This window comes from Enterobacter sp. SECR19-1250 (assembly GCF_013391025.1).
Taxonomy (GTDB): Bacteria; Pseudomonadota; Gammaproteobacteria; order Enterobacterales; family Enterobacteriaceae; genus Enterobacter; species Enterobacter cloacae.
Map to the genome: position 1 here is coordinate 33,117 of NZ_JACASJ010000019.1, position 24,685 is coordinate 57,801.

The 24,685-nt window shown below is 49.5% G+C and carries 25 protein-coding genes; 18 read left to right on the forward strand and 7 right to left on the reverse strand.

The genetic code is table 11. The features are described 5' to 3' along the window. A partial coding sequence (locus HX884_RS07500; RefSeq protein ID WP_228704213.1) for an LPD7 domain-containing protein occupies positions 1-1,908 on the forward strand: 1,908 nt, incomplete at its 5' end. Then, positions 1,874-2,386, forward strand: coding sequence for a hypothetical protein (locus HX884_RS07505; RefSeq protein WP_011091071.1), 513 nt, complete (start codon positions 1,874-1,876; stop codon positions 2,384-2,386). The genes HX884_RS07500 and HX884_RS07505, both read left to right, overlap by 35 nt. Here the strand turns inward: HX884_RS07505 and HX884_RS07510 are convergent, their stop codons facing one another. Further along, a complete protein-coding gene (locus HX884_RS07510; protein WP_305953721.1) occupies positions 2,387-2,599 on the reverse strand; it encodes an Hha/YmoA family nucleoid-associated regulatory protein in 213 nt (70 codons plus the stop codon). Continuing rightward, entirely contained in the window at positions 2,571-2,981 is a 411-nt protein-coding gene (locus HX884_RS07515) for an H-NS family nucleoid-associated regulatory protein (RefSeq protein ID WP_004187465.1), read from the reverse strand. The genes HX884_RS07510 and HX884_RS07515 overlap by 29 nt, the downstream gene beginning before the upstream one ends. Positions 2,982-3,048: 67 nt before the next feature. On the opposite strand from HX884_RS07515, the gene HX884_RS07520 reads away from it, so the two are divergent. From HX884_RS07520 to dqlB, 16 genes are all read left to right on the forward strand, one after another. After that, a complete protein-coding gene (locus HX884_RS07520) occupies positions 3,049-3,762 on the forward strand; it encodes a DotI/IcmL family type IV secretion protein (protein WP_004187467.1) in 714 nt (237 codons plus the stop codon). 8 nt (positions 3,763-3,770) lie between these two features. Beyond that, on the forward strand, positions 3,771-4,922 hold the full coding sequence (locus HX884_RS07525) for a DotH/IcmK family type IV secretion protein (protein ID WP_004187471.1): 1,152 nt from the start codon (positions 3,771-3,773) through the stop codon (positions 4,920-4,922). 11 nt (positions 4,923-4,933) lie between these two features. Then, complete coding sequence (gene traO / locus HX884_RS07530) at positions 4,934-6,283, forward strand: conjugal transfer protein TraO (protein WP_004187474.1); 1,350 nt, start codon at positions 4,934-4,936, stop codon at positions 6,281-6,283. An 11-nt stretch (positions 6,284-6,294) separates the two neighbouring features. Next, a complete protein-coding gene (gene traP, locus HX884_RS07535) occupies positions 6,295-6,999 on the forward strand; it encodes a conjugal transfer protein TraP (RefSeq protein WP_015060002.1) in 705 nt (234 codons plus the stop codon). A gap of 23 nt (positions 7,000-7,022) precedes the next feature. Further along, the gene (gene traQ / locus HX884_RS07540; protein WP_004187478.1) at positions 7,023-7,553 is read left to right on the forward strand and encodes a conjugal transfer protein TraQ; all 531 of its coding nucleotides are present in this window, start codon (positions 7,023-7,025) and stop codon (positions 7,551-7,553) included. Positions 7,554-7,569: 16 nt separating this feature from the next. Continuing rightward, complete coding sequence (locus tag HX884_RS07545; protein ID WP_004187479.1) at positions 7,570-7,959, forward strand: DUF6750 family protein; 390 nt, start codon at positions 7,570-7,572, stop codon at positions 7,957-7,959. Positions 7,960-8,004: 45 nt separating this feature from the next. Next, positions 8,005-8,499 (forward strand): hypothetical protein, encoded by a 495-nt coding sequence (locus tag HX884_RS07550; RefSeq protein WP_004187480.1) that lies wholly within the window; start codon positions 8,005-8,007, stop codon positions 8,497-8,499. Further along, positions 8,496-11,546, forward strand: a complete 3,051-nt coding sequence (locus HX884_RS07555) for a hypothetical protein (protein WP_004187482.1) — start codon at positions 8,496-8,498, stop codon at positions 11,544-11,546. The genes HX884_RS07550 and HX884_RS07555 overlap by 4 nt, the downstream gene beginning before the upstream one ends. Next, entirely contained in the window at positions 11,543-12,751 is a 1,209-nt protein-coding gene (gene traW, locus HX884_RS07560; RefSeq protein WP_011091082.1) for a conjugal transfer protein TraW, read from the forward strand. Before HX884_RS07555 ends, traW begins: the two co-directional genes overlap by 4 nt. Beyond that, the gene (locus tag HX884_RS07565) at positions 12,748-13,344 is read left to right on the forward strand and encodes a hypothetical protein (protein ID WP_015060003.1); all 597 of its coding nucleotides are present in this window, start codon (positions 12,748-12,750) and stop codon (positions 13,342-13,344) included. The genes traW and HX884_RS07565 overlap by 4 nt, the downstream gene beginning before the upstream one ends. Beyond that, positions 13,337-15,532, forward strand: a complete 2,196-nt coding sequence (locus HX884_RS07570) for a DotA/TraY family protein (RefSeq protein ID WP_015062834.1) — start codon at positions 13,337-13,339, stop codon at positions 15,530-15,532. The genes HX884_RS07565 and HX884_RS07570 overlap by 8 nt, the downstream gene beginning before the upstream one ends. 1 nt (position 15,533) lies before the next feature. Beyond that, positions 15,534-16,187, forward strand: coding sequence for a hypothetical protein (locus tag HX884_RS07575; protein ID WP_044706695.1), 654 nt, complete (start codon positions 15,534-15,536; stop codon positions 16,185-16,187). 68 nt (positions 16,188-16,255) lie between these two features. Further along, a complete protein-coding gene (gene repC / locus HX884_RS07580) occupies positions 16,256-16,498 on the forward strand; it encodes an IncL/M type plasmid replication protein RepC (protein WP_023893611.1) in 243 nt (80 codons plus the stop codon). Between the two features lie 248 nt (positions 16,499-16,746). Further along, positions 16,747-16,797 (forward strand): IncL/M-type plasmid replication leader peptide RepB, encoded by a 51-nt coding sequence (gene repB, locus HX884_RS27610; RefSeq protein WP_011154478.1) that lies wholly within the window; start codon positions 16,747-16,749, stop codon positions 16,795-16,797. After that, a complete protein-coding gene (repA, locus tag HX884_RS07585; protein WP_227542142.1) occupies positions 16,794-17,849 on the forward strand; it encodes a plasmid replication initiator RepA in 1,056 nt (351 codons plus the stop codon). Before repB ends, repA begins: the two co-directional genes overlap by 4 nt. 1,223 nt (positions 17,850-19,072) lie before the next feature. Beyond that, entirely contained in the window at positions 19,073-19,168 is a 96-nt protein-coding gene (dqlB, locus tag HX884_RS27495) for a DinQ-like type I toxin DqlB (protein ID WP_004206884.1), read from the forward strand. Positions 19,169-19,218: 50 nt separating this feature from the next. Here the strand turns inward: dqlB and HX884_RS07590 are convergent, their stop codons facing one another. The 5 genes from HX884_RS07590 to HX884_RS07610 all read right to left on the reverse strand — a co-directional run bounded on the left by HX884_RS07590 (position 19,219) and on the right by HX884_RS07610 (position 24,482). Then, positions 19,219-21,306, reverse strand: coding sequence for a hypothetical protein (locus tag HX884_RS07590; RefSeq protein WP_004187443.1), 2,088 nt, complete (start codon positions 21,304-21,306; stop codon positions 19,219-19,221). A gap of 12 nt (positions 21,307-21,318) precedes the next feature. Further along, entirely contained in the window at positions 21,319-22,269 is a 951-nt protein-coding gene (locus HX884_RS07595) for a DsbC family protein (RefSeq protein WP_004187441.1), read from the reverse strand. A 10-nt stretch (positions 22,270-22,279) separates the two neighbouring features. Beyond that, positions 22,280-23,587 carry a hypothetical protein gene (locus HX884_RS07600; protein WP_015062796.1) on the reverse strand — a complete coding sequence of 436 codons (1,308 nt, stop codon included), beginning with the start codon at positions 23,585-23,587 and terminating at the stop codon, positions 22,280-22,282. Continuing rightward, entirely contained in the window at positions 23,587-23,982 is a 396-nt protein-coding gene (locus tag HX884_RS07605) for a lytic transglycosylase domain-containing protein (RefSeq protein ID WP_004187436.1), read from the reverse strand. Before HX884_RS07605 ends, HX884_RS07600 begins: the two co-directional genes overlap by 1 nt. A 104-nt stretch (positions 23,983-24,086) precedes the next feature. Further along, on the reverse strand, positions 24,087-24,482 hold the full coding sequence (locus HX884_RS07610) for a DUF1496 domain-containing protein (RefSeq protein ID WP_015062797.1): 396 nt from the start codon (positions 24,480-24,482) through the stop codon (positions 24,087-24,089). Positions 24,483-24,685: the final 203 nt, after the last annotated feature.

Sequence of the window (24,685 nt, forward strand, 5' to 3'; positions counted from 1 at the left end):
CCTGCAGCTGCTGAACCGGAGGAAACCGCGCCGGTGGCCAGCGCCCCTGCAGCTGCTGAACCGGAGGAAACCGCGCCGGTGGCCAGCGCCCCTGCAGCTGCCGAACCGGAGGAAGCTGTGCCGGTGTCCAGCACCCCTGCAGCTGCTGAACCGGAATACACCGCACCAACAGATCGAGACGGCGATGATGAAGAGAGTAATAGCGCCAGTGATCTTGAGGCGTATGCCGCTATGATGGCCTTTGGCGGTGAAACAACTGACTCCGCTCAGCAAAAGCCTGAAAGGATAGCGCCCAGCGAATCTGTAGCTAATACCGCCCCGGCTGAAAATGAAACCGAGGAGAAGAAAAAAACAAACGAAGAACTGGAAAACGGCATACGCTGGGCAACCAACGATAATGCAGAAACGCCCCCAAAAGAACGTATAGACCTGGAAGGGTTAATTGCCCGGTTTGGGTACAGAGCAGAGAAAGACTATACGGCGTATACGCTTGATGGACAGGATGCGTTTTACGATTACGGCTCACATCTGCGTATGGCTACCCCTGAAGCCAGCCAGAGTGACGAGATGATCCTGGCGGCCGTTCTAACCGCGGATAAGCAACATCATCGTGGTATTGAAATCACCGGCAGTGACGAATTTAAAGAGCGAGTGTTTAACCTTATCAGTGAATACAACATTGAGGTGAAACTGACTAACCCAGAACAAAGGGTTAAATTGCTCGAACTCAAAAAAGCAAATGAAACAGCAAAAGAAACGGCAAAAGAAAATGTTGCTGATTCAAATGCGAATAAGCAGGAAGGGGCAAACGAAAAGACAAATTCATCAGTTCAGCAGAATGGAATGCGCTGGGAAGAATCGGCCTCTGTGCAGCCGAAGAAGCAGAATGCATCTGATACTCAAAAGGAAGATAAAGCTGCAGGTGAACCCTGGGAGAAAGGCGTTATCGTCGCGCATGGACGTGCTAAGTATGAGTGGAAAGAAGATGAATCCATGAACTACTTTGTCACCCTCAAAAATGAACATGGAGAGAAGACACTCTGGGGGAAAGACCTTGAGAGAGCGGTTAAAGATGCTGGTGTAGACACAGAACGTCTTGTTACAGTCAGAAAGCTGGGATTTGTGGATGTTGAGGTGAATGCACCTGTCCGTGATGAAAGCAACAAGATCGTTCGTTATGAAACTATCCAGACCAAACGTAATGAGTGGGAAGTAAAGCCTGTATACCCACAGCCAACAGCAGGGAATGAACAGGCCTATAAGCCTTCTGAACTGGTTCCGTATGATGCTGCAACCTTCCAGAAGCTCCGCACAACAATTCAGCAGATTACCGGTGTTGATCTCAGCCGTGAGGCCGTGCCTGAAAAAGAACTGTACTGGTTCTTGCCTAATGGTAAGCCAGCTCCAGAAAGCATGACAAAGCCCACAGGCTATAAACTCCCTCAAGAGTCAAAAACCGCGGGTACACCTTTGCTGATCGCACCGCATAAAAAAGGCGAACGCCCAGATTATTTCCTTGTTGAGTCGCGTAAAGGATTCATGCAGGGGATCGCAAAGGATAAGGAGTCCGGTGAGTACCATAGCGTGATTGGAAAAGTGAACAAGCGTATTGATAAAGACGGAAACTGGAAAACGTATATGACTCTTTCAGCAATCAATAAAAATGCCGAAAGTGGAATTGTTTTGCATGGTTATGGACATGTAGATCAGGGGGGTAAAAATTTGCTTTACAAAAACACAATTGCAAATGAAAAACAGCCTCAGCATTTACAAGCGGCCTCAGATGAGGTAAAAAACAAAACAGTAATGAAGCAGCTTTTTCATCCTTCAAATGCTGCAAAAAGAAAAGATGATGAAAGGAGAGAACAGACTCATGCACCAGTCGCAAAGTCAGCGCCTCGGCCATAAAACAAAAACCCTACTCGTTGCAGTAGGGTTTTCCTGCATTTCTGTGAGCTCATTTGCGGCAACACAGACCTGTGCAGCATACGAACTGGCAAAAGCTGGTGCAGATGCTGCCTATAAGCAGGAAGTGGAAAGGATTAACAACGCCGCAAAAAGCGAATCCAGTACGTCTGATTCTCTCGGACAGTGCCTGGGGTCGCTATCGGTATCACTTAAAATCCCACAGTTTCCGTCTATCAGCGACATTATTGATAAGGTGAAGGATGAGGTATGCAATACGGTTAAATCGAAGATTAATGAGAAGTGGGGGAGCCTGACTAATACGACGCTGGACCCGTGGTCAACGATTTCATCCCGACTGCCAGATACGTCAGGTATCCTGCCCAACGCATCTTCTAAAAATGTGCAATTAAACAATCCGGCAGCTGCGAGTGGAAGTGGTGAGGATGCAAACAGTGATGCATTCCCGTTCCATTTGTAACTACCGGAAGAGTCCTTTCGGGATTTTATCGAATAGCTTGCCGGTTCGTATTTCAACGCGGCGGTGTTCCGCCGCGGTTAGTAAACGCATAAATTCTGTGGCAGGTAGAACATCACGTTTTGAGTCTACATACGTATCAAGCGAATCTTCATTCATGAAACGTCTGACAGTATGCAGCCAGTCTTCAGCTGATTTCATATTTTTTGAGCTCATCGTCGCTCATCTCGGCAAACGCTGCAGGTCGGCGACCTTTTCCTGTCCAGGTTATGGACTTTCCATCAACTTCGATCCGGTACTTCACTTTTCCAAAAGTGGATTTACTTTTCGTGGACGGACCAAAGAGATTTTCGAAGATCTGGAGAGCTTCATCAGCCGTAATATTGTGTTCTTCCATGAACCGCTTTGTGGCTGCGGCTTTCTCTTCAGTGGCCTTCTGTTCTTCCTTAAATTTCTCGATCATTCCCTGTGCAATGTCGGACCACATATTAATGAGTTGTTCAAGGTTTTCTGGCGGGATTTTGCGCAAAACGGCGGTGGCTTTTCGTCGTTCGCACATGATAACTGCACAGGATTCGTAATCATTATGTTCGCTCATGTATACCTCATTGTTCATTAACGATCTGCGTGATTTTCTAACACAAACTTTTGAAAAGAGAAACTCTATGAAAACACAAAATGGTGAAAATATTATGGATCAAACTGACTCGGATCAAAACTCAGTCGTTGATGATGACAGCAACGCCCTTGCTCCAGCTCTGGCTGAAGAGAGTAACCGAACGGTACAAGAAATCGTATCGAAACATGGTTTAAAAGTAATTTTGATTCAAACGCTAATCATATTAGTCGCAATCATTATCATTGGTCTTCAGGGTTACTGGCTTCACCAGAAAAAAACCAAATATATTGCAACGAATGGGGGCATGATCACAGAAGTTCATCCAACCGATGAACCCGCTTACACGGCGGAAGAGGTGATGGACTTTGCCAACCGTACAATGATCAAATCGCTTTCACTGAACTTTGTGAATTACGAAAACCAATTAACCAGCGTCCGCGGCGATTTTAGCGCTGAAGGGTACGTTAGTTTCCGTAAAGCGCTGTCCGATAGTGGGCTGCTGAAAGATATCAGTGAAAAACGTCTGAACGTAAAACTTTCCACAACTCCTGGAACCCTGATCACGGAAGGTCTTATCCGTGGCACCAAAACCTATGCCTGGCAATACCGCATTCCGGTGACTGTTCAGCTTGTTGGGCAGGCTCAGGACTACAGACCGCAACCTTACGATTTGATGGTTCAGGTACGCCGCGTAAAAGAAGACGAAGATCCACGGGGTATTCAAGTAGCACAGGCCATTCTCAAACCCCGGAACTACTGAGGTCAATCATGAAGATTAAACTGTTAACTGTACTTATGGCCGCACTGTTTTCGGCAAATTCTGTATCTGCAGCTGATGCGCCGACTGGTAATGGAGCGCCGCAGCAAACGGCGCCAGCTGTGCCTGGTGGTGATATTGCTCAATGGCAGCAGGCCAGTTCCGGGTTGCCCGTAAATCAGCAGTCACAGGTGCAACAGCCTCCACAGCAAACAGCACAGGAACAAGGTCAGCAGCAGGCGCAAGGCCAACAACCACAGGCACAGGCCCAACAGCAGCCAACTACTGCACTGCCTCCTGCACCCATGCCGCAGATTCCTCCACCACAGCAGCAGGTTACTCATGTTAATCCGCAGACACTGGAAGAGTTACCTGCACCTGTTCTGCAGCAGATCCAGCCTATTACCCCTGGTCAGGTGCGGTCTGCCCGCAGCGCAATGGAAGATATGAGCGCGGCGGCCAAAACCTCACCATTAACGCCGATCCCACGAATTTCAAGCCAGACGGTATCACTGTCAGCTGGTGCATCCATTCCGCAGGTACGGGTATTTCCAAACCAGGCAACCACAGTGACGTTTTCAGATGCAACCGGACACCCCTGGGTATTAGGCGCCCCTCCATATAATTCGAGTCCCTGTGCATCTGGTGGTGAACTGTGTGTTGGCTATATTCCAGGATCGGCGGTATTCACAATCCAGCCGACCAATGCCTATGCCAGCGGGAACATCACAGTGCTTCTGAAGGGGCTGGCTACGCCGGTCATTATTAACGTGAAGGGGGCAGAACCCTCCGTTAAATCAAAAACCGTTGATGTTGATTATCGTCTGGATCTCCGTATCCCGAAGCGCAGTCCTGACACACCGGTTTATACCGCTACTCCTGAGAAAAAAATCTCACTGTATGACAAGCAGCTGCAGAGCGTGCTCGATGGCATCCCGCCTGAAGATGCTCAGCGGTTGAAACTTAAAAACGCGCCAGGGAGTACCAAAGTCTGGCAGATCGGTGATGAGCTCTACGTCAGAAGTAACATGCAGCTGCAGGATGAGTTTGAAAAAACGCTTTCCGCTATCGATGGCACACATGTTTACGTGCTGCCGGCAACACCAGTGCTGACTTTTTCGGTTAACGGTCAGGCGCGTGACGTTGAAGTTGAGCTGAATTAAGGGGAACGACGATGGCTACAGATAAAGGTAAAGAAACCAGAAAAATGATGCTCTACGTCGGTGGCGCCGCTGCAGTTGTGGCGCTTCTGGGAGGGTACTGGTTGTTTGGCTCATCAGATGAGCCGGCAACGGGCGGGTCGCAGGTGAAGGCCCAGGGGCTGGAAGGGAAAACTGGCAGGGAAAAAGCTAATGATCCCCAATACAACAAGCTGCTGAATGAGTGGAATGCTGATAACTCAGAAAAAGCGGCTCTCACGGGGGATAGTTTCATATCCACGTTGTCAGCCAGTAACCCGGTGGCCGTTGATTACGGCACCAAAGCACCGCCACCAAAATATTCGTGGGAATCGTCAGCAAAACAGTCGGGCGATAACAGTAAGGCTAATGATGCTGAGCAGAAAGAGCGTGAGCGTCAGGCTAAAGCTGTGGCTACGTTACTGCAGAAAATAGACCAGGCCAGAACACCGGTTGTCACGGGTGTTGCTCTTGCAACCCCTCTGGGAGCAGAGGGTAATGACAAGAACGGCGGCACCTTCTCAGGGTGGACCGATTCGGTCTATCCGCAGAACAAAAAGCCGGATGCTGAAAAACAACAGGGGGCGAAGAATAAGGTCAAAGATAAAGGAGCCCGGCTTGTATCGGCTTACACGCTTGTGCCGGCAGTAATGGATACGGCGATGGACAGTGACGATCAGAACAGTATTGCTATTGCCCATGTTCCAACTGGAGCGCAGGCCGGCGCCAAATTCTATTCTGGCCAAAACCGTCTTGCCGGCGATGGTATTCGAATTCACTTCACCGGCATGGAGCTGAACGGAGTGCAGTGTAAGGTCGATGCGTATGGCGTGGCTTCCGACTCGTTGCGCGCGGCCGTTTCCTCAAATGTAAATAACCGCTGGTTCAGCCGTATTATTCTGCCGGCTGTTGCTAACGGATTAGGCCGAACTGGTCAGCTGTATGCGGACAGCAATTCGCAGATGATTATCACTGACGGCGGGAATGCATATCGTTCAACTGGTACACCTGATGGCAAAGCGGTTGCCGGTACCATTATTGGCGGGATGGGTGAGCAAGCAGGGCGTGTCCTGGCCGACGATGCAGCCCGCCTGCCGATTAAGCAGGTTACGGTTGACCGTAACCAACTCATAGGCATCCAGTTTGTCGCGCCTGTGTATGAAAGCGACTGTGGCGAGAATATGGAAAATGCTTCTGCAGAGCAGGTGCAGCAGCAAGCAACTCCCACACTATCTAGTGTGCAACCTCAGCAGATGCCTCAGCCTCCGGCTCCTAATTACCCTCAGCAAAACTTTCCAAGCTACCCCGGCTACGGGTATGGCACCAATAACCCGTATTACCGTTAAGGAGATTGATAATGAATCTGTTTGAAGATGACAATAAAAACGAAGCAGCTCCTGCCCAGGAACCGGTGTCTGCTAAGCCTGCTGAAAAGCCAAAACCGACAGTGACGCCAGCAGCAAAAGCGAGCAAAAAGCCGCTTAATATCAGTGACTATGCATGGATTGGTGGTATCGCTGTCATCGCTATCCTGCTTTTAGTCTGGTTGTTTGGGGGCTCCGATAGTGATACTGCGCCAGCGACGGGGAATGGGGCGATCCAGTCTTCAGCGCAACGTCCGCGCGTACAGTCTGCCCCTGCAGGGCAGGATTCTGGTGACTTCCGCGAGCAGATTTCCGGGATTCTGCTGCAGCAAAAGGAACGGCTGGACGCGATAGAATCAACTTCTAAAAATGGAATGATGATCCTTTCCAGTCAGTTACAAAGCGCTAATGAACAAATTAAAAATCTGAACAATCAGGTTCAGGAACTGAAAATGAAAGCCGCTGGTTATGGGCCTTCATTTGGTAATCAGAGTGGAACAATTTCCGGTGCAACGTCACAGGCATTACCTTTGTTGAGAGGTTTTTCAATTAATGATTTATCTGGCGATCTTGCTTGGGTAAAATACAAAAACCAGACGTATGCTGTGAAGGTCGGAAGTCAACTTGGCGGAGTCACCATTACAGGTATCGATACTGAAAATAGAATCGTTACAACAAGTAAAGGCCTTATCCGCTAATCAGGACCTAAAAAGGCGAAACTATGGATTTAGAATCGGTATTAATTCAGGTTGCTAACGGTGGTCAGGAACCGCTGACAAGGCTAATCATAGGTGTCGCTGCAATCGTTGGGATCATTGGTGTTATTGGATATCTGATGAGCCTGCGGAAGCAGGCCAGGCATTCTACCAAAGGTGTTGAAGTTGGCAGAATTTTTGCCGGGATCATCTTCTGTGTATGCCTCATCACGCTGAAAGCACAGATGAACTCAGGCGGTGCCACTTTAGGATTTGGCGATGTCAGTTTCGGACCCGTCAGTTATGCGAGCGAATCTACGTTTGGCATGGGAGCCGCAGCAGTCAACGCAGTGCTGGGGATTGTTAGAATTCTCGGTGCATACTTTTTTTACAGGGGTATTAAGGGGTTGAAAGACTCTTACCTTGAGGGCCATACGGAGCTGTCAGCTTCGGGCACGAGAGGGGCATCCATTGTGAAAATTGTATGTGGACTACTTCTGATGTTCGATACACAAACGCTCGATGCGTTGCAGAGCACATTAAACATTCACTGGTAATCAAAAAGGATACTTTATGAAAATTGTTAAATTTATCAAAGACAAGGCGTTATCTGCATCCATCGCAGCGTATCAGCTGCGCGGAACGGTAGCAAAATCGTTAGTGGTATTGCCGCTGGCATTGCTGAGCAAAGAGGCTGCAGCTGAAACGACTATCTGGGAAAAGATCAATACCTTCACGGAAGGTATGGCCAGTACCCAGCCTGGTCTGATTACCGCTGGTAAAGTGGTTGGTGTTGTCTGCTTCATCGTAGGTCTTGTTGCTCTGTGGCTCAAAAACAAACGCGGGAAAGATATCAGTGGCGGCTTCATCTTCTGGTCAATGGTTGTTGGAGCCTGTCTGGTCGGCCTGACCGCATGGATCTCTTCTGTTGGTTCAACTGTTGGTGTTGACGCAACCCTGTAATGTCCTTTCGGCCCCGCCTTGCGGGGCCAATACCGGAGTTCCCCCATGAAAGATTTTAAGCTCACCAGGAATGAACAACCTGCCAGATGCCATGTGTGCGGGATAAAGAGCAAAGATGTTTTCTCCCTCGCAGAAGATGGACAGAAAGAGAGAATGCTTTGCTCTGTATGCCTGTCGCTCGAACACCCGGAGAAAATGAAACTAGAGACTCAAACCGGACTTCTGCTGAAGAGAAATACAAACCGAAAACTCTACAGCCTGTTGTTTCGTTCAATTGCAAAGGCGGAAAAGTCAACGGACGATTCTTACCGTGAAAAGGCACAGAAACTTAAACAGATATTGCTCAGTACAACTGACGTAGTTCTAAACGAAACCGGCAGTGATGATGGATACGATTTACTGCACCTGATAAAAAAACACCATCAGTTACTTCCCATGAATTTTGACGATGAGTTTGTCACTTCTGTCGCAGAGTCAGACGAATTGCCGGATGTAAGTGACTGGAATGAAATTTACAAGGGTAAGAGAGGTTTTAAATGATTTCTTTCTTTGAGGATGTGATCGAAGGTATCTCACGCAATCTTACGTCAAATGACTCGTTAAAATACTGTGATTTGACAACGGTTGTAGGGCTTACGTCGCAGGATCGCGTTGAGCATCCTGAAATCAGGGCTCCGTACATACTGACCACGAAGAACAACGATTTTCTTACCGTTATTGAGATTCAGGGCGCTAAATCATCGTTTGACGAGAAGTCGTTTAATGACTTCATCATGCACCTTTCAAACTCGTTGTCGAATTCCTTTATTAACAGTGGCCATAAGCTGTCTGTGGTGTTTGAGCGCGACTTTACCAAGAACCAGGAAGAGCTGAATAATGTTTATAAACCGCAGGTAGCAGCAATAGAGCGCCTGCAGATAGACATTAAAGACCTGATCGCCGATGACGCAAAAAAAATCGCTGCCCATTACAGCCGTGAACGCGCTTACATCGTGCTGTATACCTCGAAGGGGATGATTGCGAAGGATGAACTTAAAAACGAGCAGGCAAAAGCTGCCGGCGTTATGAAGGATATCCCGCAGACTCGCTTCAGTCAGAACCCAATCGAATTTCAGCTTGAAGGTTTGAAGATCACGCATGACGCGATGCTTTGGCGGCTGATTGGTATGCTTCAGGGGGATGATGAGTCGGGGATGGGGCTTCTGGTTGATGTCCTCGATGTCAAACACGCCGGCGCAATGATGCGTCAGATGCTGTTCCGGAACTCAACATCAGAAAACTGGTACCCTCGCACGCCGTTTGACCAAAATCTGCGAGTCTATGGCGCTCCACGGAAAGGCAATATCGACTCAGTGCTGCCGCCGCGGCTGAATATCCAGATCATGGAAGGGGAACTGGAAGAAGATGGTGGCCTGATTTACTGCGATGGCAAGTATTACGGTTCTGTTGCCCTTGAGTTGCCACCACTTCACCCTGTCAAATTTAAGCAGTTATTCAACGCGATTAACCGGAAAATCCCGTACCGGATAAAATATGACTTTATGGGCGGGGGCAAAAAAGCATTGTTCTGGCCATCAGTGATCGTCTCTTTCCTTCGTTTCATTCCCTCACTCGGTACTATCGCGCGTGATATGGATTATGTCGGGGCCCAGAGCGAAACCGATCCAACGGCTATCATGGCCATCAACTTTGCCACCTGGGGTGACACTAAGGATGAAGCCAAACGCAACCTGGCGGCTTTAACTAAGGCGATTGAAGGCTGGGGTGTATCAGGTGTGTCCAAGACATATGGCAATCCAGGTAGCGCACTGATTGCATCCGTTCCGGGGCTGACGACGGCCACACCTGGCTCATTGCATTATCCGCCGTTGAGTGAAGGCTTGCGGATGTTACCTTTTGAACGTCCGGCCAGTCCCTGGCATGGTAAAGGCAATATCAACTTCATCACGCTCGATGGCAAGCTGTTCCCCTATCAAATCGCCAGTCCCCTGCAGGAGAAATTTACCGATGTCATCACCGGTGTTCCAGGTTCCGGTAAAAGCGTGCTGGCCAACCGCCTTAACCTGAGTTCGATTTACCGGGCTGATAAAAAACTGCCTTATCTGACTATCATTGATAAGGGCTACAGTGCAAAAGGTATCGCCGATCTGATTAGCGCTGAGCTGCCGTCAGAGAAACGTCACCAGATTGCCAGTATCACCCTGAACAATGACGAATCGCACTGTATTAACATCTGCGATACGCAGTTAGGTTCAAGGTATCTGACGCAGTTTGAGGAAGTATTCTTAAAGCAGATGCTTAACGCATTCTGTATTGATCCGGCAATTGGCCAGCCGCCAGATGCAATGAGCGTTGGCCAAATCGTCAGTAAGGTTGTATCAAACGTATACAAAGCAAAAGCGCATTCAAGTGCTAACTTGTTTAAGTATAACGACCCGGTGATTAATGAAGCTCTGAAAGAATCAGGTCTGGATAAAGAGCTCGGTGAAGACTGGTTTGAAAGAGCTACATGGTGGGAAGTCGTTGATAAGCTGTTTGCCAAAAAATATCTTCATGCTGCGACGGTTGCTCAGCGTTATGCTGTGCCAACTATTCACGATTTTATTGCTGAACTACAAACTGAATCATTTAAAAACCAATACGCTGACGTAAAAGTTAATGGGAGTGAGCCTGTAGTAGGCTTCGTTGCACGTTGTTTCCAGGCTGCAGCAGCTGAGTATGCCATTTTCTCTGGGATCACGGTTTATGATTTCAGCCCGGAGACTCGCATTGCGATCCTGGATATGCAAAACGTCCTCGGTGACAGAACGACACCTGCAGGTAAGCTCAAGTCCGGCATTATGTATCTTTTTGCGCGCCAGATGGCTGTGCGTAACTACTACCTGCCTCAGTCCGCAGAAACCTTCATTCCTGCTTTACCGGAGCAGTACAGGGCATATCACCAGGCGCGCATCAGGGAGCTTTCAGAAGAAGTTAAACATACCTTTTATGATGAGTGTCATAACTTTGCCGGCATCGACTTTATCCAAAATGCGCTGAATACCGCTGACCTTGAAGATCGTAAATTCAACGTCCGTACTGCGTTCTCGTCTCAGTATCTGAGCCATATGCCTTCGAGTGTGCTTAAAACCATGAACAGCCTGTTTATGATGCGCCTGACGGAAGGGGATGAAGAGTATCTGAAGCAATTAGAGATCAACATCCCGGCCGATATCCTGCGTCGTTTCAGACAGCTTCCGCAAGGGGTTTATCCGGACGGAAGTGGTACTGCATTCCTCGGTATTTTTAAAACAAAACGTGGTCTTATTTGCCACATTCTGAAAAACACATTAGGTCCAAAACTGCTTTGGGCTTTGAACTCATCTGCAAAAGACAGAGCGCTCAGAGATGTGCTTTATGAAGAGCTTGGAACGAAAAAAGCAAGGGAAGAATTAGCAAATAGATTCCCTATGGGAAGTGCATCAAGTATCATTGATGAAATGGTGGTCAATCAGGGTGGTGAGCGTGATTCTGAAGAAGAATCACAAACTATGGCGATGAAGCTCGCTAAAGAAATCATTTCTGATGTGAGAAGGGGATTCAGATGATAAAAATCGGAAAAGCAAAACGGTCAGTGATGGCCGTTTCAATTCTGGCCTTCAGCGTACAGTCAGCATTTGCCTATACGGTCAACGTTAACAGCAGCATTCCCATCTCAACGCAGGTTATGCCGGCGTTGAGCACAGCTAATGGCCTGTTAGGTAATATCCAGGCCACGCTGATTAACATTGGTACGGCAATCAGCCAGCAGGGCGATCGCCAGGCAGCATTAATGCAGCAGGTGGCTGAAACTAACCGACAGTTCGAAGTCGAGCAAAAACGTAATGACCGGCTGCTGCAGGCACAGGATAAGTACCGTGTTCCGGATGATATATGTGCGCAGTCTATTGGCGGTGGCGCCGCGGGGGTATCCTCTGCGGCCGCTGGCGGTCAGCGAACGCTGGGAAGCGCCAGTTCTGCGAAAGATGTTAAGGCTATTTTTGAAGTGCCGGCACGCGCAACCGACGTGGATGCATCTTCAACGGCCGAAGTTCACAGCCAGTACTGCGACAGTTCGGATTATGCTGCATTTGGCGGGACTTCATTCTGCCCAAGTGTATCTGACATGCCGCGGGCAGATACGTCGCTGAGCTCGTTGCTTTATGGCGCCGGCAAAGAAGGCAAGGCACCTGATCTGACGTTTACAGATGAGCAGACAGATGCGGCGCTGCGCTATATGAAAAATACCGCGTTGCGCAGTGCTGGTCGTCAGCTGAGTCGTGGGGAAGTTAAAGGCGCCAGCGGGCGAATTTACCTGGGCATGATTCAGCAATACCAGGCGCTCACCGACGCGGCCGCACAACCTCAGATGGAAATGATCGCCAACTCTAAACCGAACCCGGCCACTGATGCCGCGCTTGCAGATGCGCGCAAAGTGCCGGAAGTCGAATCCTATTTCCAGGCGACGGCCAGTAACAGGGCGAAACAGCTTAACCGTATGTCTGCCAGAGAGTTTGAGGAATTCGAAGTAGGTCGCCGTTACAGCAACCCTGCTTACCAGGCGACGTTGACCAACAAGAACACCGAAGATTTGATGCGTGAGCAAATCAATATCGCCAATCTGAACAACTGGTTAGTGTTGAAAACCAAACAGCAGCTGGAGAAACAAAATGTGCTGCTTGGCCAGATCCTGGCGAACGACGCATATCAAACATACAAACCGATGCTGGCAGCACAGCTGGAGAGTGTGAACGCGGGAGTATCCAGAAAATGACAGACGAAAATAAAACAGGGGAAGAAGTTACAAAATCCCCCGGCCGCATGAAAAAAGCGGTTTATCATATTACCGGAATTAGTGATATTCAGTTTATGTGGAAATCACTAAGGGAATCTATCAGCCTGCTCAATGAGCGGGCTTCTTTCGTTAAGAAGCAAATCAAAAATTTGGAAGCTCCGGACGAAAAATCAGCTTCGAATCAGTCGTTTGAGGATGTTGTTAAAAAGAGTTCTATCCCCTTAGAACAGCATCTAGCTAAAGCCGGTAAGTATAAAAAATATTGGTTATGTTGCTTCTTTATAGCTGTTTTTGTTGCCCTGTTTTTAATCGCTGGCTGTGTAAAATTGATTGTTAATACTGAATACAATGTAAGCCTTCTGAAGGTGACATTAACACTTGGTTTAATGTTTGCTGTTTGTATCTACTCGTTCGTAAAAGCAATGACTTATGAATTTTTAGGTTGGCAATTACGCAATGAGGCCCATTCTGAAGAAGAATTCGGTACATTGAGACATTTTATTAACGATAACGGTGTGCGCAATACATTTAATTTTGAACAAGCTGGCCAGATTCGGGGGGCGCATGAATAAGTCAAGAAACTCATTGGTCGCATTGTTGCCGCTATCGCTTTTCATTACCCCGGCATATTCTGCAGATCTGGGAATTGATAGTATTACAGAGGCTGCTAAACGGTCTGGTGATTTGTCACGTCAGATGCTGCATACCGTTTTTGGTGAAGTGGTAAATAATCCTTTCAGTCCGTCAGGTGATGGGTTGTTAAATAACGTATTTTTCACAGTGAATGAGGTTATCGCCATATTAGCGCTGATTTATATGGCGATAATCAGTATTAAAAAACTACATCAGGCAGGGCAACTTGGGAAGTTTATAGAGGGTGATGGGAATAATGCCTTCAATTTTGTTAAAACAACATTCGGCTGGCTCCTTTTGGTTCCAACTGTTGTTGGATGGTCCGTTGCACAACTGCTCTTCCTGTGGTGTGGGTCAATCATAGGTGTAGGTTCTGCCAATGTTATTGCAGATAAAACAGCGTCGGAACTAGCGAGTGGCAAAGCTGTTTATATAACGCCAGTTATGCCAGAAATGGCTTCTGTGGCTAAAGGAATGTTCGAAATGAACTTGTGCGCTCTTGGTGTCAATCAAGGGTTAGCTCAGATGGAGGCTTCAGGCCAACATTATGAAAGTAATAGCCAGATGAAGTTTAATACTGGTGATTCTAGTTACTCAATTTCAGTTGACAATGGTTCTGCTGTTTGTGGGACTGTTAAATTACCACAAAAACCTACAGGTTGGACTTCGGTATTCTCCAGTGGTTACGCTGATTCTGTTTATGCAGTTCAACAGCAGGCTACAGACTCGCTTTGGAGTAAGATGAAGAATACAGCAGAGCAATTTAACTCTGCTTATATGTCTAAAATGCGTTCCGGAGATGGGCAGCTGCCTGACGTTGAAACTGCAATTCAGACAGCAGCAAGAGATTACCAACAACAAGTACAGCAAGCTGCAGACAATGCTGCCGGAAGCAATGATATGCTCCAGAAAATGGAGTCGGATATAAAGGAAAAAGGCTGGCTATATCTTGGTATTTATTATCATACCCTGGCAACTGCTAACACTGAGCTGAAGGACGTTGCTAATCTGAAACCTATTGTATCAGGGATAAGTGGTGATGGTGATGTAGGTTCTACGGACTATTATAAAGGTCTGTTCCAGGCATATCATTCACAACTGAAAAACAGTACCTACACTCCCCCTTTAGGTACTGCTGATAATGCTTTAGCTCAGAACATTGACAATAAAGGCATCGAAGAAGCGGCAAAAAGTGGTGATGCAGATTCGTTGATTACCAAAATTTTCAACTTTAATGTTACTTCATGGCTTGCCACTAGAAACTACGGCACTGGCGATGGATACAGCGATGTAACGAATCCCTTGTTGAAAATGAAAGCCATTGGTGATTACACGATGTTTACTGCTGAGAGTGGTCTAGCTGCTTGGGGAGCTGTTAATGTCGCAATGAGTGTTGCAGATGGTAATAACGCTGCTGGAATGGGGGCGGGATTACTTAATTTCTTCACTTCAGGTAAGGATATTATTAAGGGTGTAATTAAAACTGCGGCTCCGATCGTATACATGATTTTAGTCGCTCTGTTCTGTATAGGGTTAACGCTTTCAATTTGGCTTCCATTTGTGCCATTTATCTATTGGTTTGTCGCAATGGCGGATTGGTTAGTTACTTTGCTGACTGGTATCGTTGCATCTTCATTGTGGGCCGCTACCCATATTAACATTGGCCAAACTAATGAGGACCGGTCAACGTATGGATATATTTTCCTGATAGATGTGATGATTCGACCACTGTTGATGGTAATGGGGTTCATTTTTGCATCATTGGCCATTGTGGCTCTTGGCACCGCGCTTAACTATATTTTCAAAACAGCAATGGAAAATGTACAGGCAGATTCAACAACTGGCCTTTGGTCAATGATAGGTATCCTTTTTGTCTATGCAAGGATGTGTACAGGTATGGTCGCTAGGGTATTTGCATTACCTGCAAGGATGCCTAACTACGTCATCAGCTGGATTGGTAACAAGCATAACGATTCAATTCTTGGTGATATGCAGAATCATGTTCACGACCTGTTTGCTGCATTTGGTCGTGGAGCTAAAAATACAGGTGGACGTCCTTCTGGGCCGAAGAACTTCAACCCAACCAATACGGTTGATAAAGACAAAGATGGTATAGCGGGGGCGTGATATGAAAGGATATTCGTATACTGTTGTCGATAACAACATGGCTAAATCAAAAGGTGTTGGCTACTATCTGTCACGCCTGTCTGTAGCCATAAGTATAGTTATTTTAACAATAAGTCTTCCGTTGACTGTATATTCTGGCTTTCTTACTTTAGGTGGAAGCCTGGCATTGGCGTGGTTTGTTGCTCTACTTGTTTTCGATGCCATGCTGATCACATATGTTGTACGCCAGGTAAAAAGTAAGGGAGTCAAAAAGGTCGTTGCAGGCATGAGAGTTTATGGATGCTTTAATCCATCGGCTAAAGAGGAACAATACATGCCGGCTCAGAAAACATATTTTGGTATAGATATGGACTCCGGTGTTGTTGGGATTGCTGCCCTTTATGCTGTACAGGCCTCTATTAAGCAAAAGAGAATTTTGTTTGAGGCCGAGACAATTGAGTCTTGGGAGTATACTGATAGTAAACTTGTCGTAAATCTTCGGAACCGACATGTGCCTACTGTTGAAATAATCTTGCTCAATGCCGGCCTAGCATATCGCCAGCTGGAAATGTTAACCAGGATGCATGAGCAACATAAAAAATACAGGGGTGAAAAATATCTCCAGTGGCGAAAGACTATGCTTGATGAAGGTTGGATGCTACCACGAACGTATTGATGTTTACTTCCAAACCGCCTGAAAAGGCGGTTTTTTCATGTATACTCAGGTGGTTATAGTCGTATGCTGTGGGAGGAAGAGTGAACAGAGTTACTGAGCGCCAGGAACAGAAGAGTAACCCGGAGTTCCAGAGAGAGTACCGGAACCGTATCCGGGAAACACACGACCAGTTAAACCTTTATCTCCCCAAAGATGCAAAAAGAATGTTGATAGAGATCACAAAAGTTAAAAAACTCACTCAGGCTGAAGTCATTGAATTTCTTGTCAAAAGCTATTACGACGGATTGAAATTTGACGATTCTGAAGAGTGATCTTACTATGTAAAAGCGGGTTCGCAGGTATTGCCCCGCTTAGAAACGCATGATATGTTAAGCGGCGTTTACATAACCTTACGGGGTTATTACTGAATTTAGCACGGGAAGAGCGGCCCGGAGATGTACCGCTTAGGAGTGGCAGGAGCCACAAAAAGTAAAACCCCCTGATCCCTGTTGGAAACTTTGGCCGGTCTCTCAGGAATCAGGGGGTGCAAACTGCCCACTGGCAGAAAGGATTATAGCAAATGCGTAACCTATTGCAATACAGCCCGGCCAATATGTGCAGGGGCTGGTGAATCAAAAGAATCCATACCTACAGCTTTCTGACATTGAGTCAGTAGAAGGTCTTTCGCCGGAGTTCATCTCCTGGCTTGAAAGCCAGTCCCCTAAAGAATCGCCCCTGCAGCTGCTTCTCGATGAAGGCACCAAGCCCGTGCGCAAAACCCGCCGTCGTCGCGGTACGCACTCAACGGCGTGTCTCTGCCCGGAGCCCAGCTGGTACCGACCGGACAATTTCAAAAAGCTCCCTGGCCAGCTTGGCCATGCCTACAACCGCCTTGTTCGCCGCGATCGCAAAACGGGCGCGTTAAGTCTGCGTATGCGGATCAGCCGCCACCCGTACTTCGTGCAGCTGCGCGAGCAGGCTGGCCGGAAGCGCGACTTCCGCCCGGAGCGGGAGAAATTACTCGATGCGATTGTGCCGCTCCTGGTCAGCACCGTTGACCGGGCTACCCATATCGACACTATCAACCTCAGTAAAATGGCGTGGCAGCTCAGCGAAAAGGACAGCGAAGGGAACGTGATCCGGAAAGTGACGGTACCGCGGGTTTGCCGGCTGCTGCAGCACATGATGGAATTCGGGTTACTGGCGCTGCCTGAAGGCGTCACATGGGACCCGTTTAACCGCAAGTGGTTCCCCAAGCATGTCGTGCTGACGGAACGCCTCTGGAAGATGATCGGTGTTGATCTCGATAAGCTGTATGCGGAGCAGGCCGAACAGGTGGCCGCTGAAGCTGCAGGCTGGATAACCCGTGATGAACATGGCCAGGCGGAAGAAATCTCTGTTAAAGCCGCGCGCCGGCGCTGGTATGAAAAAATGATGCACGCCACGCTGGTTCGCCGGCGTGAAGCCGCCCTGAAGGGTAAGCGCGAGAAGAAGCAGAAAGCGCTGGCAGAACAGCCCTATGACGACCGGGCTTACGCCATGTCCGTTCATCTGATACGGACGCTGCCGAAAGACGAACTGCACGCGCTGTCGCCTGAGCAGTTTACCCAGCGAGTACGCAGCCACCTGTATCAGCTCGATCTGGGGCTGGAGAGGGAATCCGGTCCCCCTGATTATCACTGATTTTCTCCCCCTGTAATTCTCTTACCGCCGCCTGGCGGTTTTCGTGCTGGCCAGCCGGCGCGACCTGCTCAAATTTCCTCCAGTTTTAACGTGTGGCCATCGTGATTTTTTGACGTTCTGGCGCCGCCGGTGGATAACCGGCAGCGAGATCACCACTATCCACAGTTATCCGCAAAGGAGGAAATAAAGTCACCTGCAATCGTGGTCAATGCAAGCTGCAATACACTCTTAACTTCTTTAAAAAGATCTTTATTCAATAAAGAGATCACTGTTATTCAGGCTCAATTTTCTGTGGATTATGGGAATATGCCTGGCCTTTCAGCGCCGCTTCGCGGCACGACGGCCAGAATGGTCGCTATGCTCCCAGGTTAGCACCCGGCAAATGCCGGGCAGGGTGGTCAGCAGAAACCTCCAGGGCGGATTCTTCTTTGCCCCACCGTGCTTTTCCCCGCCGAGCCAACGGCTCGGCAGAAAAAAGCATGATGGATGATGTAACTAAGAACACCCCCGTAAGACGGCAGGGCTGCGACACGCACCCCTGACGTCAACGCTACTACCCACGCGCCCGGTGTGCCGCAAACGTCACACCGCCCGCTCGCAGTAGCCAGGGGGTAATGTGGCCACAGCGTCACCTGCAGGGCAGGTCTGGCAGGAAAATCGTCTGCTATGGCGTGCAATGCCTTTCAGGCAATCGACACCAGTGTCAGCTGTGAGTTTTAAAATTAACAGGGAAAAGAGGATCGATTTAGCCGCGGTTATCCACGTCAGCCGCTCGCAGGCGCGTTAAACAGGGTGAAGACAGGGGAATGTTGCTCTTTTTGCAGTGAAGGCCACAGAGAGCGTTTTAGGCGCTTATTTGAGGAAATGCGATTTCTGCCAGAATGGAGGCACAAAAAAACCCGACTGGTGAGATCGGGTTTTCATGTTTTGCCCCGGATGGAGGCGGGAACACCTAAACAATTGACGGTTAAATATTACGCCATGAGTGCAGTAAATGCAAACCACCCTGAATAGGGTATACTACGCGGGTCAATCTGTTGACGTTCTTCTCCAGCCCCCGCTTACGCGGCGTGAACGGTTTAAAGCCCTGGTTGAAAGACAGGTGGTGCTGTTTCAATGCCCTGGCTGGAGTGGGAACATCTAAACAATTGACGTGAGGTAGCCGCTGTGACAGGCAATGTAAGGGCGATCAGCGGTGTTCCTGCTCTGTATGGAGCAAACGGATGATTAACTTGTTAATCGTCGTTCTGCGGGCAGTTGTTGCAGTGTCTAACGCTGTGATAGCGGTCCTGGAGCTGATCCGGCAGTATTTTGACTGACCGGAAACGTAACTAAAGGCGGGGGGACCACTCCCCGCCTTTTAACAGGGTTACATCTCGATCATCGGGAACAGATCGTCTTCCTGGTGGTAAAGCACGTCGTCCGTTTCCGTTCCATCAAGCCATTCAGCGAACAGTTCAAACAGGCACACCGACATTTCCTCCGGTGAAATTGCGCCACACTGCAGCTCGTAGAAGACCTCAATTTTTTCCAGCAGGCTGTTGGCCGCTTTGTCGTACCCGAACAGCTTGATTGGCGGGAAGTGCATTGCATCCGGGTTCGTTTCCGCCAGTTCATCATCCTTGCGTTCCGGATAGATGCTGTACAGCGTCGCCGGCGATGGCGGTAATACCTCGATAAAGCGGTTTATCCGCATCGGCAGCTCGCTGGAAAACTTCTCATTGTCCGGAATGTAAAACGCGGCGCTGCGTACCAGGGCATCCTGGAAAGAAATTACCCCCTGACCTTCGGTCTGCTTACGCAGCTCACGAATGTTCACGCGGTCCTTTTCACGGATTTGGTACAGATCCCCTTCCCGGACCGTTTTGGAAAACGTGCCGTGTTCCGCTTCCTGCCCGGAGAGCTCTGAATAATAGTCCTGGCCGACGGTTTCGCGCAGTATTTCAAAGGTTTTCCGGTCTTCAATCGACTCAAAATATTTCACGCGGGTGTTGGCGATCAGCGAATCCACCTCGCCGTTCGCGCCGCGGGCGAGTGACGGGTGATCCTGGGAGGAAAATACGCCCATTTTTTCCAGTGAACGCATCTGCGCACTCAGCGTATCCATACCGCTGGTGAAATACTGGCCCAGCTCGTCATAAATAAGCCCGTATGGCGCCTGATTATTCAGCGCGTGAGTGAGCAGGACTTCCTCTTTTTTCCCTTCCAGCTGGTAGCCCAGGTCCTTACTGATGGTCATTCGCTGCAGCGTCACATATAAACGGCCAAGCGTGGCCGCTTCACCGCGTGACAGCTCCAGCGACGGGATCATGACGATGAGAATGCGGTCATTGTGGAAAATATCGTCCATCCGGATATCGCCGCTGTCTTCCGGAAAAACATGGCCATAAGTTTCATTGAACAGGGAGAGCGTCTTCAGGAACTGACGGCTCATGTAGTTATGCTGTTCGAAGGCGCGGGCTTCCCACGTTTCCGGGTATTCCGCGTTGGCCAGCAGGAAGCCTGGTGTATTTTCCAGATAACTTTCCAGCGCGGCGTAACCCTCGCTGTGCCAGCCGTTTTTCTTTGCCTCAACGTACAGCGCGGCCATTGCCGGCAGCGACATGTTTTTCTGAATAGTGCGCTGTGACAAAAGCAGTTCGCCGCGGGCGCGCTTATAACACAGGGCATTGATCAGCGCCGACATCATGGCTTTTGCCGTATCCTGCCACTGTGCCGAATCCCCGCCCACCTGGGGGAGCATGGATTCCATCAACTGGATGATGAAGGTCGGCGGGGCAACGCTGAAGAGGTTGACTGAGTTGGATTGCGCGGGGATGCTTTCCTGCTTCACCAGGTTCACGAACCTGTCAATACTGCCGGTCAGCAGGTTGAGGACGTAATAATCATCCTCACGGCCGAAACGGCGCGCCAGCGACCAGGTGGCGAAGGCCAGCTTGTTATCTGCTTTACCGTCTGAGAGGCAGTAGCCACGGCACCAAAGCAGGAAGTTAACGATAAACCCATAGAAGGTTTCGGTTTTACCCGACCCGGTGGTACCAAAAAATACCATGTGGCGCAGCAGGTCCGTCATGTTCAGCCACAGCTCGCGGCCGAACAGGCGTCCCCGCTCATACCCGACATATAAAATTCCCTTCGCTTTCTTTCGCTCCCGGACCTTATGCGGGATGCGAATGGGCCCCAGACGGTATTCCGCCTGGGTTTCCGTGGTCAGGGTGTCGTCGAACATTTCGCAGTCTTTCGGCATTCGCAGCGGTGGCCGGAATTTACGATCCGTGAATGCCACCATCAGCGGCGGTAGGATGAGGATGCTCAGCAGCATGGTAAAGGGGAGAAACAGACCCAGCACGGTCAGTATGGCCAGCAGGCCAAACTGTACGTTCGGAGTGAGGAACCACTCCATGAACGAACCATCCGGGCGGATGACTTTTTTACTGTCTACAGATTCCTGTTGCATAGCGGCTCCGGGTTATTCTCCTATCGCCTGCTGCAGGCGGGCATCGTCTTTGACGACGGAAACCGGGATCACATCACCCGAATCGGCAACGATGGACGGGGTGCCGATAAACCCGAATTTCGCAAATGCCATATTGTTCGCGTCAACCAGGCGGGCGCCGGTGGTATCCGGGGCTGTTTTCGGATCGTCAATTTTCGGGTTCATGGTGGTGTATCCCATGTTAATCGTGTCTTCCCAGCTTTTCAGTCGGGTATCTTTCCCGGTATCAAGTACAGGAGCGGCGCGGACCATCGAGCGCAGGTCGCCATAAACGGACACGGGGAAAATCTCGACGTTATAGCGTTTGCTCAGTTCCTGCAGTCGGGGTTCCAGCGCGCGGCAGTGCGGGCACATCGGATCGGAAAACACATACAGGGTGTGTTTATGCCCGGTTGAAAGCGAGATCGTAAAGCGTCCGCTGGTGACGGCATCTTTCAGTGACAGCAAGTCGTTATCAGTCAGTTTTTTAGGGGCTTCAGGTGCTGCCTGAACCTGCAGCTGCTCCGGCGCAGTGGCCGGCTGCTGCAGACCCGGCGCGGGAGCATACGAGTTTGCCTGCAGTGGCTGTGCCGGCTGATGCATATTCATCAACGCGCCGTTGATGGAGACGATAAAGCCCAGCGCGGCAACTGGCCAGAAGATAAAGTTAGACAGCCGGCGCACGGCATTGAGTCCGCGCTGCTGTTTCAGCTTTTTACGGATATTGTTCAGCGCCTCGATGGCCTGATATTCGTTTTCAAAGCGGAACAGCTGCACCGCTTCACCAGAAAACGTATTGTGCGTCAGGATGTGGCCGCTGCCGGCATCATGGCCAAGTCCAAAATGACAGGCTGACAGGGGGAAGGAGTGCAGGGCTTGTTCCTGGTAGTTTCCGTCAGCGGAAAGATAAAGTGTGTTGCGATCGGTTTTTACGGTGAGTTTCATACTTCCTCGCTTAGAGTTCCAGGTGATCGGGACGGGTTGCCGGCTGAGGTTTAGCCGGCGTCGGTTCATCGTCTGTCAGTCGCAGACTGTTGTTCGGGGTGTCGTGCGGAGCTGCAGGCGGCGTAGCCGGCTCGTCTTCCGCTTCAGCGTCAGATTCAAATGCAAATGGCGGTATAACATCTTCCTGCCAGTGAGCGACCGGAATGGCGGGATCGCGGCGGTCAATATGGCGGTAATGGAGCAGATCCAGCTCAAGGCCCAGCACGGCCGCCCGCACGGTCGGCGGGAATTTCGCCGCCTTTTCTTCATCGAGCGTCAGCCGGTAACTTTCGCACTGACTCCAGGCAATAACGCCACCGCCCTCAATGAAGAACTTCCCGCGGCCGGCGCTTGAAAGTGCATACCATAACGTGCGGTCCACGCCTTTCAGCCACCGGAAATTTGCGGATGGCAGCTGCAGGTCATCATCGAACAGCGCGTAGAGTAGCGAACGGGAGCTGCGGCGCCCCTTTGCAAATTCTCTGAACGCTTCGCACTGGCTGGCGACGGTCCAGAGCCCGGCGGCCAGCGAATAATCAGGGAAGCCGTCTTTGGTCCGCAGGCAGGAACGGTTGAGATCGTCGAGAATGGATTTAGCCGTTGGCCGGTCGCCCATAAACCGCAGATGTACAAACGAGGCAGCGAGTGCTTTTTCCCAGGGCGCCAGGGAAAGGGCCGCCCCTTCGGGAGCCAGGTTTACCTGTGACAGGAAGACCTTATGTGCGGCTTTTTTACGGAGGCGGCGTTTAGCGGTATCAATCAGGTTATGTTCCTGGGCAAACTCAACAGGTGACTGCGCGCTGCGTGCTTCTTCCGGATCTTCATTCAGCAGCAGCTGATCGAGGTGGCCAAACCGGGCGAGGATATGGGCGATCCCCGGATAGTTTTTTACCATCACCCAGGGCAGGTTCCGGATGGTCAGTTTACGGGTCAGACGGTAGTAAGGATTGCGTGAGATAACCCAGACGAACAGCCCGATGATTAAAATGAACAGGGGAAAGAGCACGCTGGCCGTGTCGTTCATCACGCTGATAAAGTCCCACAGCGAAACCTGGTGGTTATACCGCGCCGCCGACAGCAGCATGTCCCGGCGCTCGGCCGCATTACCCGGTGTAATGGCGTCCGGCAGTACACCGTAGATCCAGTAAAGCAGGCGACAGGCTCCGTAAATCACATAATCACGAAAGCCAAACCACATCACTGTGATCATGATGAGAAGGGCCCCGATAATCATCAGGCCATCATCCCCTCCCCCTTTCCGTTGTGGCTGGTTTTGCATCAGAACCTCAGAGAATTTTGGTAAACCTTCCCGATATACCAGGCCTTACGCGCCGGCGTGTTGGAGTGATAGCGGCCGACACCCTGCCAGAAATCCCCCCCTTCGAGAATGATGTTGTATTTGAGGATGTAGGCACTGGCCATTGCAGAGGCGCAGAAGTCATGCTGCAGCTGCTCCGCTTTTACGCCAAAATCGGACGCCAGCTTATTCGCCCAGATGGTGTTTATCTGGAATGCGCCGTAATCGTAAGTGCCGTTTTTGTTTTTATTTTTCATTCCCGGTTTTCCGCCTTCAGTCAGCCACAAGGCGAGGAATCCACGGAGAGGAATGTGATAAATCTGTGCTGCTTCAACCATGCAGGTTGGCAGCGGGATTGAGGGCGGGGCATCAACCATAACAATCTCCTAATGATTTCTATTTCGAGTAAAAAATATACCATCAAAAGGAGATTTTTTTAAATCATTTTGGTACGGATAATTGAGAGGCTGTCAAAGGGATTTTATTTGCCTTCGACAGAGACAATATTGCCCTCGTTCGCATTTTCCCATGTCGGGATTTCGCCACTCAGCGTGCAGCGGAGTGTTTCTTTTCCGACGGTAAGTGGTGCGCCACTGCTGTAGTAATGACTTTCATACAGGCAAGAGGTTTTCTTTTGTTCCGGGGTCAGTGTAATACCGGCATCCTGATCCTTTGCCAGCAGTTGTACAAGATGTTGGTTTGTCTGTACCTGCTCACCCAGAATGCTGCTCAGTAAAGAATCGGTTTTCGGCGCGGATACGCTCTGAGCAAAGGCACTGCAACTGATTACGGATGCAGCCAGAATAAGAGCAATCTTCGTGTTGAATTTCATTTCACTTTCTCCATTAAAAAAATCGGCAATCATTTTCTGGATCATTTAAATTAAGTCTGAAAACCGGCCTGAGTGTCAAGCCGATTCTGTTTAAAAATTGACAGGGGATAAAATGATTCAGTCACGTAATAAATATCTGCAGTTTATGCTGGTTATGCTGGCAGCCTGGGCCATTGCCTGGGGGGCCCTGTTTTGGGGTCGTCTCAGAAAACGGAATCTATGGTCACTCCCGTTTTTGCAACACCGAT

What these genes read in the sequence shown, in the direction of transcription:
- HX884_RS07505 (WP_011091071.1), top strand. Translation starts at nt 1,874, where the DNA reads ATGCACCAGTCGCAAAGTCAGCGCCTCGGCCATAAAACAAAAACCCTA.
- HX884_RS07510 (WP_305953721.1), bottom strand. Translation starts at nt 2,599, where the DNA reads ATGAGCTCAAAAAATATGAAATCAGCTGAAGACTGGCTGCATACTGTC.
- HX884_RS07515 (WP_004187465.1), bottom strand. Translation starts at nt 2,981, where the DNA reads ATGAGCGAACATAATGATTACGAATCCTGTGCAGTTATCATGTGCGAA.
- HX884_RS07520 (WP_004187467.1), top strand. Translation starts at nt 3,049, where the DNA reads ATGAAAACACAAAATGGTGAAAATATTATGGATCAAACTGACTCGGAT.
- HX884_RS07525 (WP_004187471.1), top strand. Translation starts at nt 3,771, where the DNA reads ATGAAGATTAAACTGTTAACTGTACTTATGGCCGCACTGTTTTCGGCA.
- traO (WP_004187474.1), top strand. Translation starts at nt 4,934, where the DNA reads ATGGCTACAGATAAAGGTAAAGAAACCAGAAAAATGATGCTCTACGTC.
- traP (WP_015060002.1), top strand. Translation starts at nt 6,295, where the DNA reads ATGAATCTGTTTGAAGATGACAATAAAAACGAAGCAGCTCCTGCCCAG.
- traQ (WP_004187478.1), top strand. Translation starts at nt 7,023, where the DNA reads ATGGATTTAGAATCGGTATTAATTCAGGTTGCTAACGGTGGTCAGGAA.
- HX884_RS07545 (WP_004187479.1), top strand. Translation starts at nt 7,570, where the DNA reads ATGAAAATTGTTAAATTTATCAAAGACAAGGCGTTATCTGCATCCATC.
- HX884_RS07550 (WP_004187480.1), top strand. Translation starts at nt 8,005, where the DNA reads ATGAAAGATTTTAAGCTCACCAGGAATGAACAACCTGCCAGATGCCAT.
- HX884_RS07555 (WP_004187482.1), top strand. Translation starts at nt 8,496, where the DNA reads ATGATTTCTTTCTTTGAGGATGTGATCGAAGGTATCTCACGCAATCTT.
- traW (WP_011091082.1), top strand. Translation starts at nt 11,543, where the DNA reads ATGATAAAAATCGGAAAAGCAAAACGGTCAGTGATGGCCGTTTCAATT.
- HX884_RS07565 (WP_015060003.1), top strand. Translation starts at nt 12,748, where the DNA reads ATGACAGACGAAAATAAAACAGGGGAAGAAGTTACAAAATCCCCCGGC.
- HX884_RS07570 (WP_015062834.1), top strand. Translation starts at nt 13,337, where the DNA reads ATGAATAAGTCAAGAAACTCATTGGTCGCATTGTTGCCGCTATCGCTT.
- HX884_RS07575 (WP_044706695.1), top strand. Translation starts at nt 15,534, where the DNA reads ATGAAAGGATATTCGTATACTGTTGTCGATAACAACATGGCTAAATCA.
- dqlB (WP_004206884.1), top strand. Translation starts at nt 19,073, where the DNA reads ATGATTAACTTGTTAATCGTCGTTCTGCGGGCAGTTGTTGCAGTGTCT.
- HX884_RS07590 (WP_004187443.1), bottom strand. Translation starts at nt 21,306, where the DNA reads ATGCAACAGGAATCTGTAGACAGTAAAAAAGTCATCCGCCCGGATGGT.
- HX884_RS07595 (WP_004187441.1), bottom strand. Translation starts at nt 22,269, where the DNA reads ATGAAACTCACCGTAAAAACCGATCGCAACACACTTTATCTTTCCGCT.
- HX884_RS07600 (WP_015062796.1), bottom strand. Translation starts at nt 23,587, where the DNA reads ATGCAAAACCAGCCACAACGGAAAGGGGGAGGGGATGATGGCCTGATG.
- HX884_RS07605 (WP_004187436.1), bottom strand. Translation starts at nt 23,982, where the DNA reads ATGGTTGATGCCCCGCCCTCAATCCCGCTGCCAACCTGCATGGTTGAA.
- HX884_RS07610 (WP_015062797.1), bottom strand. Translation starts at nt 24,482, where the DNA reads ATGATCCAGAAAATGATTGCCGATTTTTTTAATGGAGAAAGTGAAATG.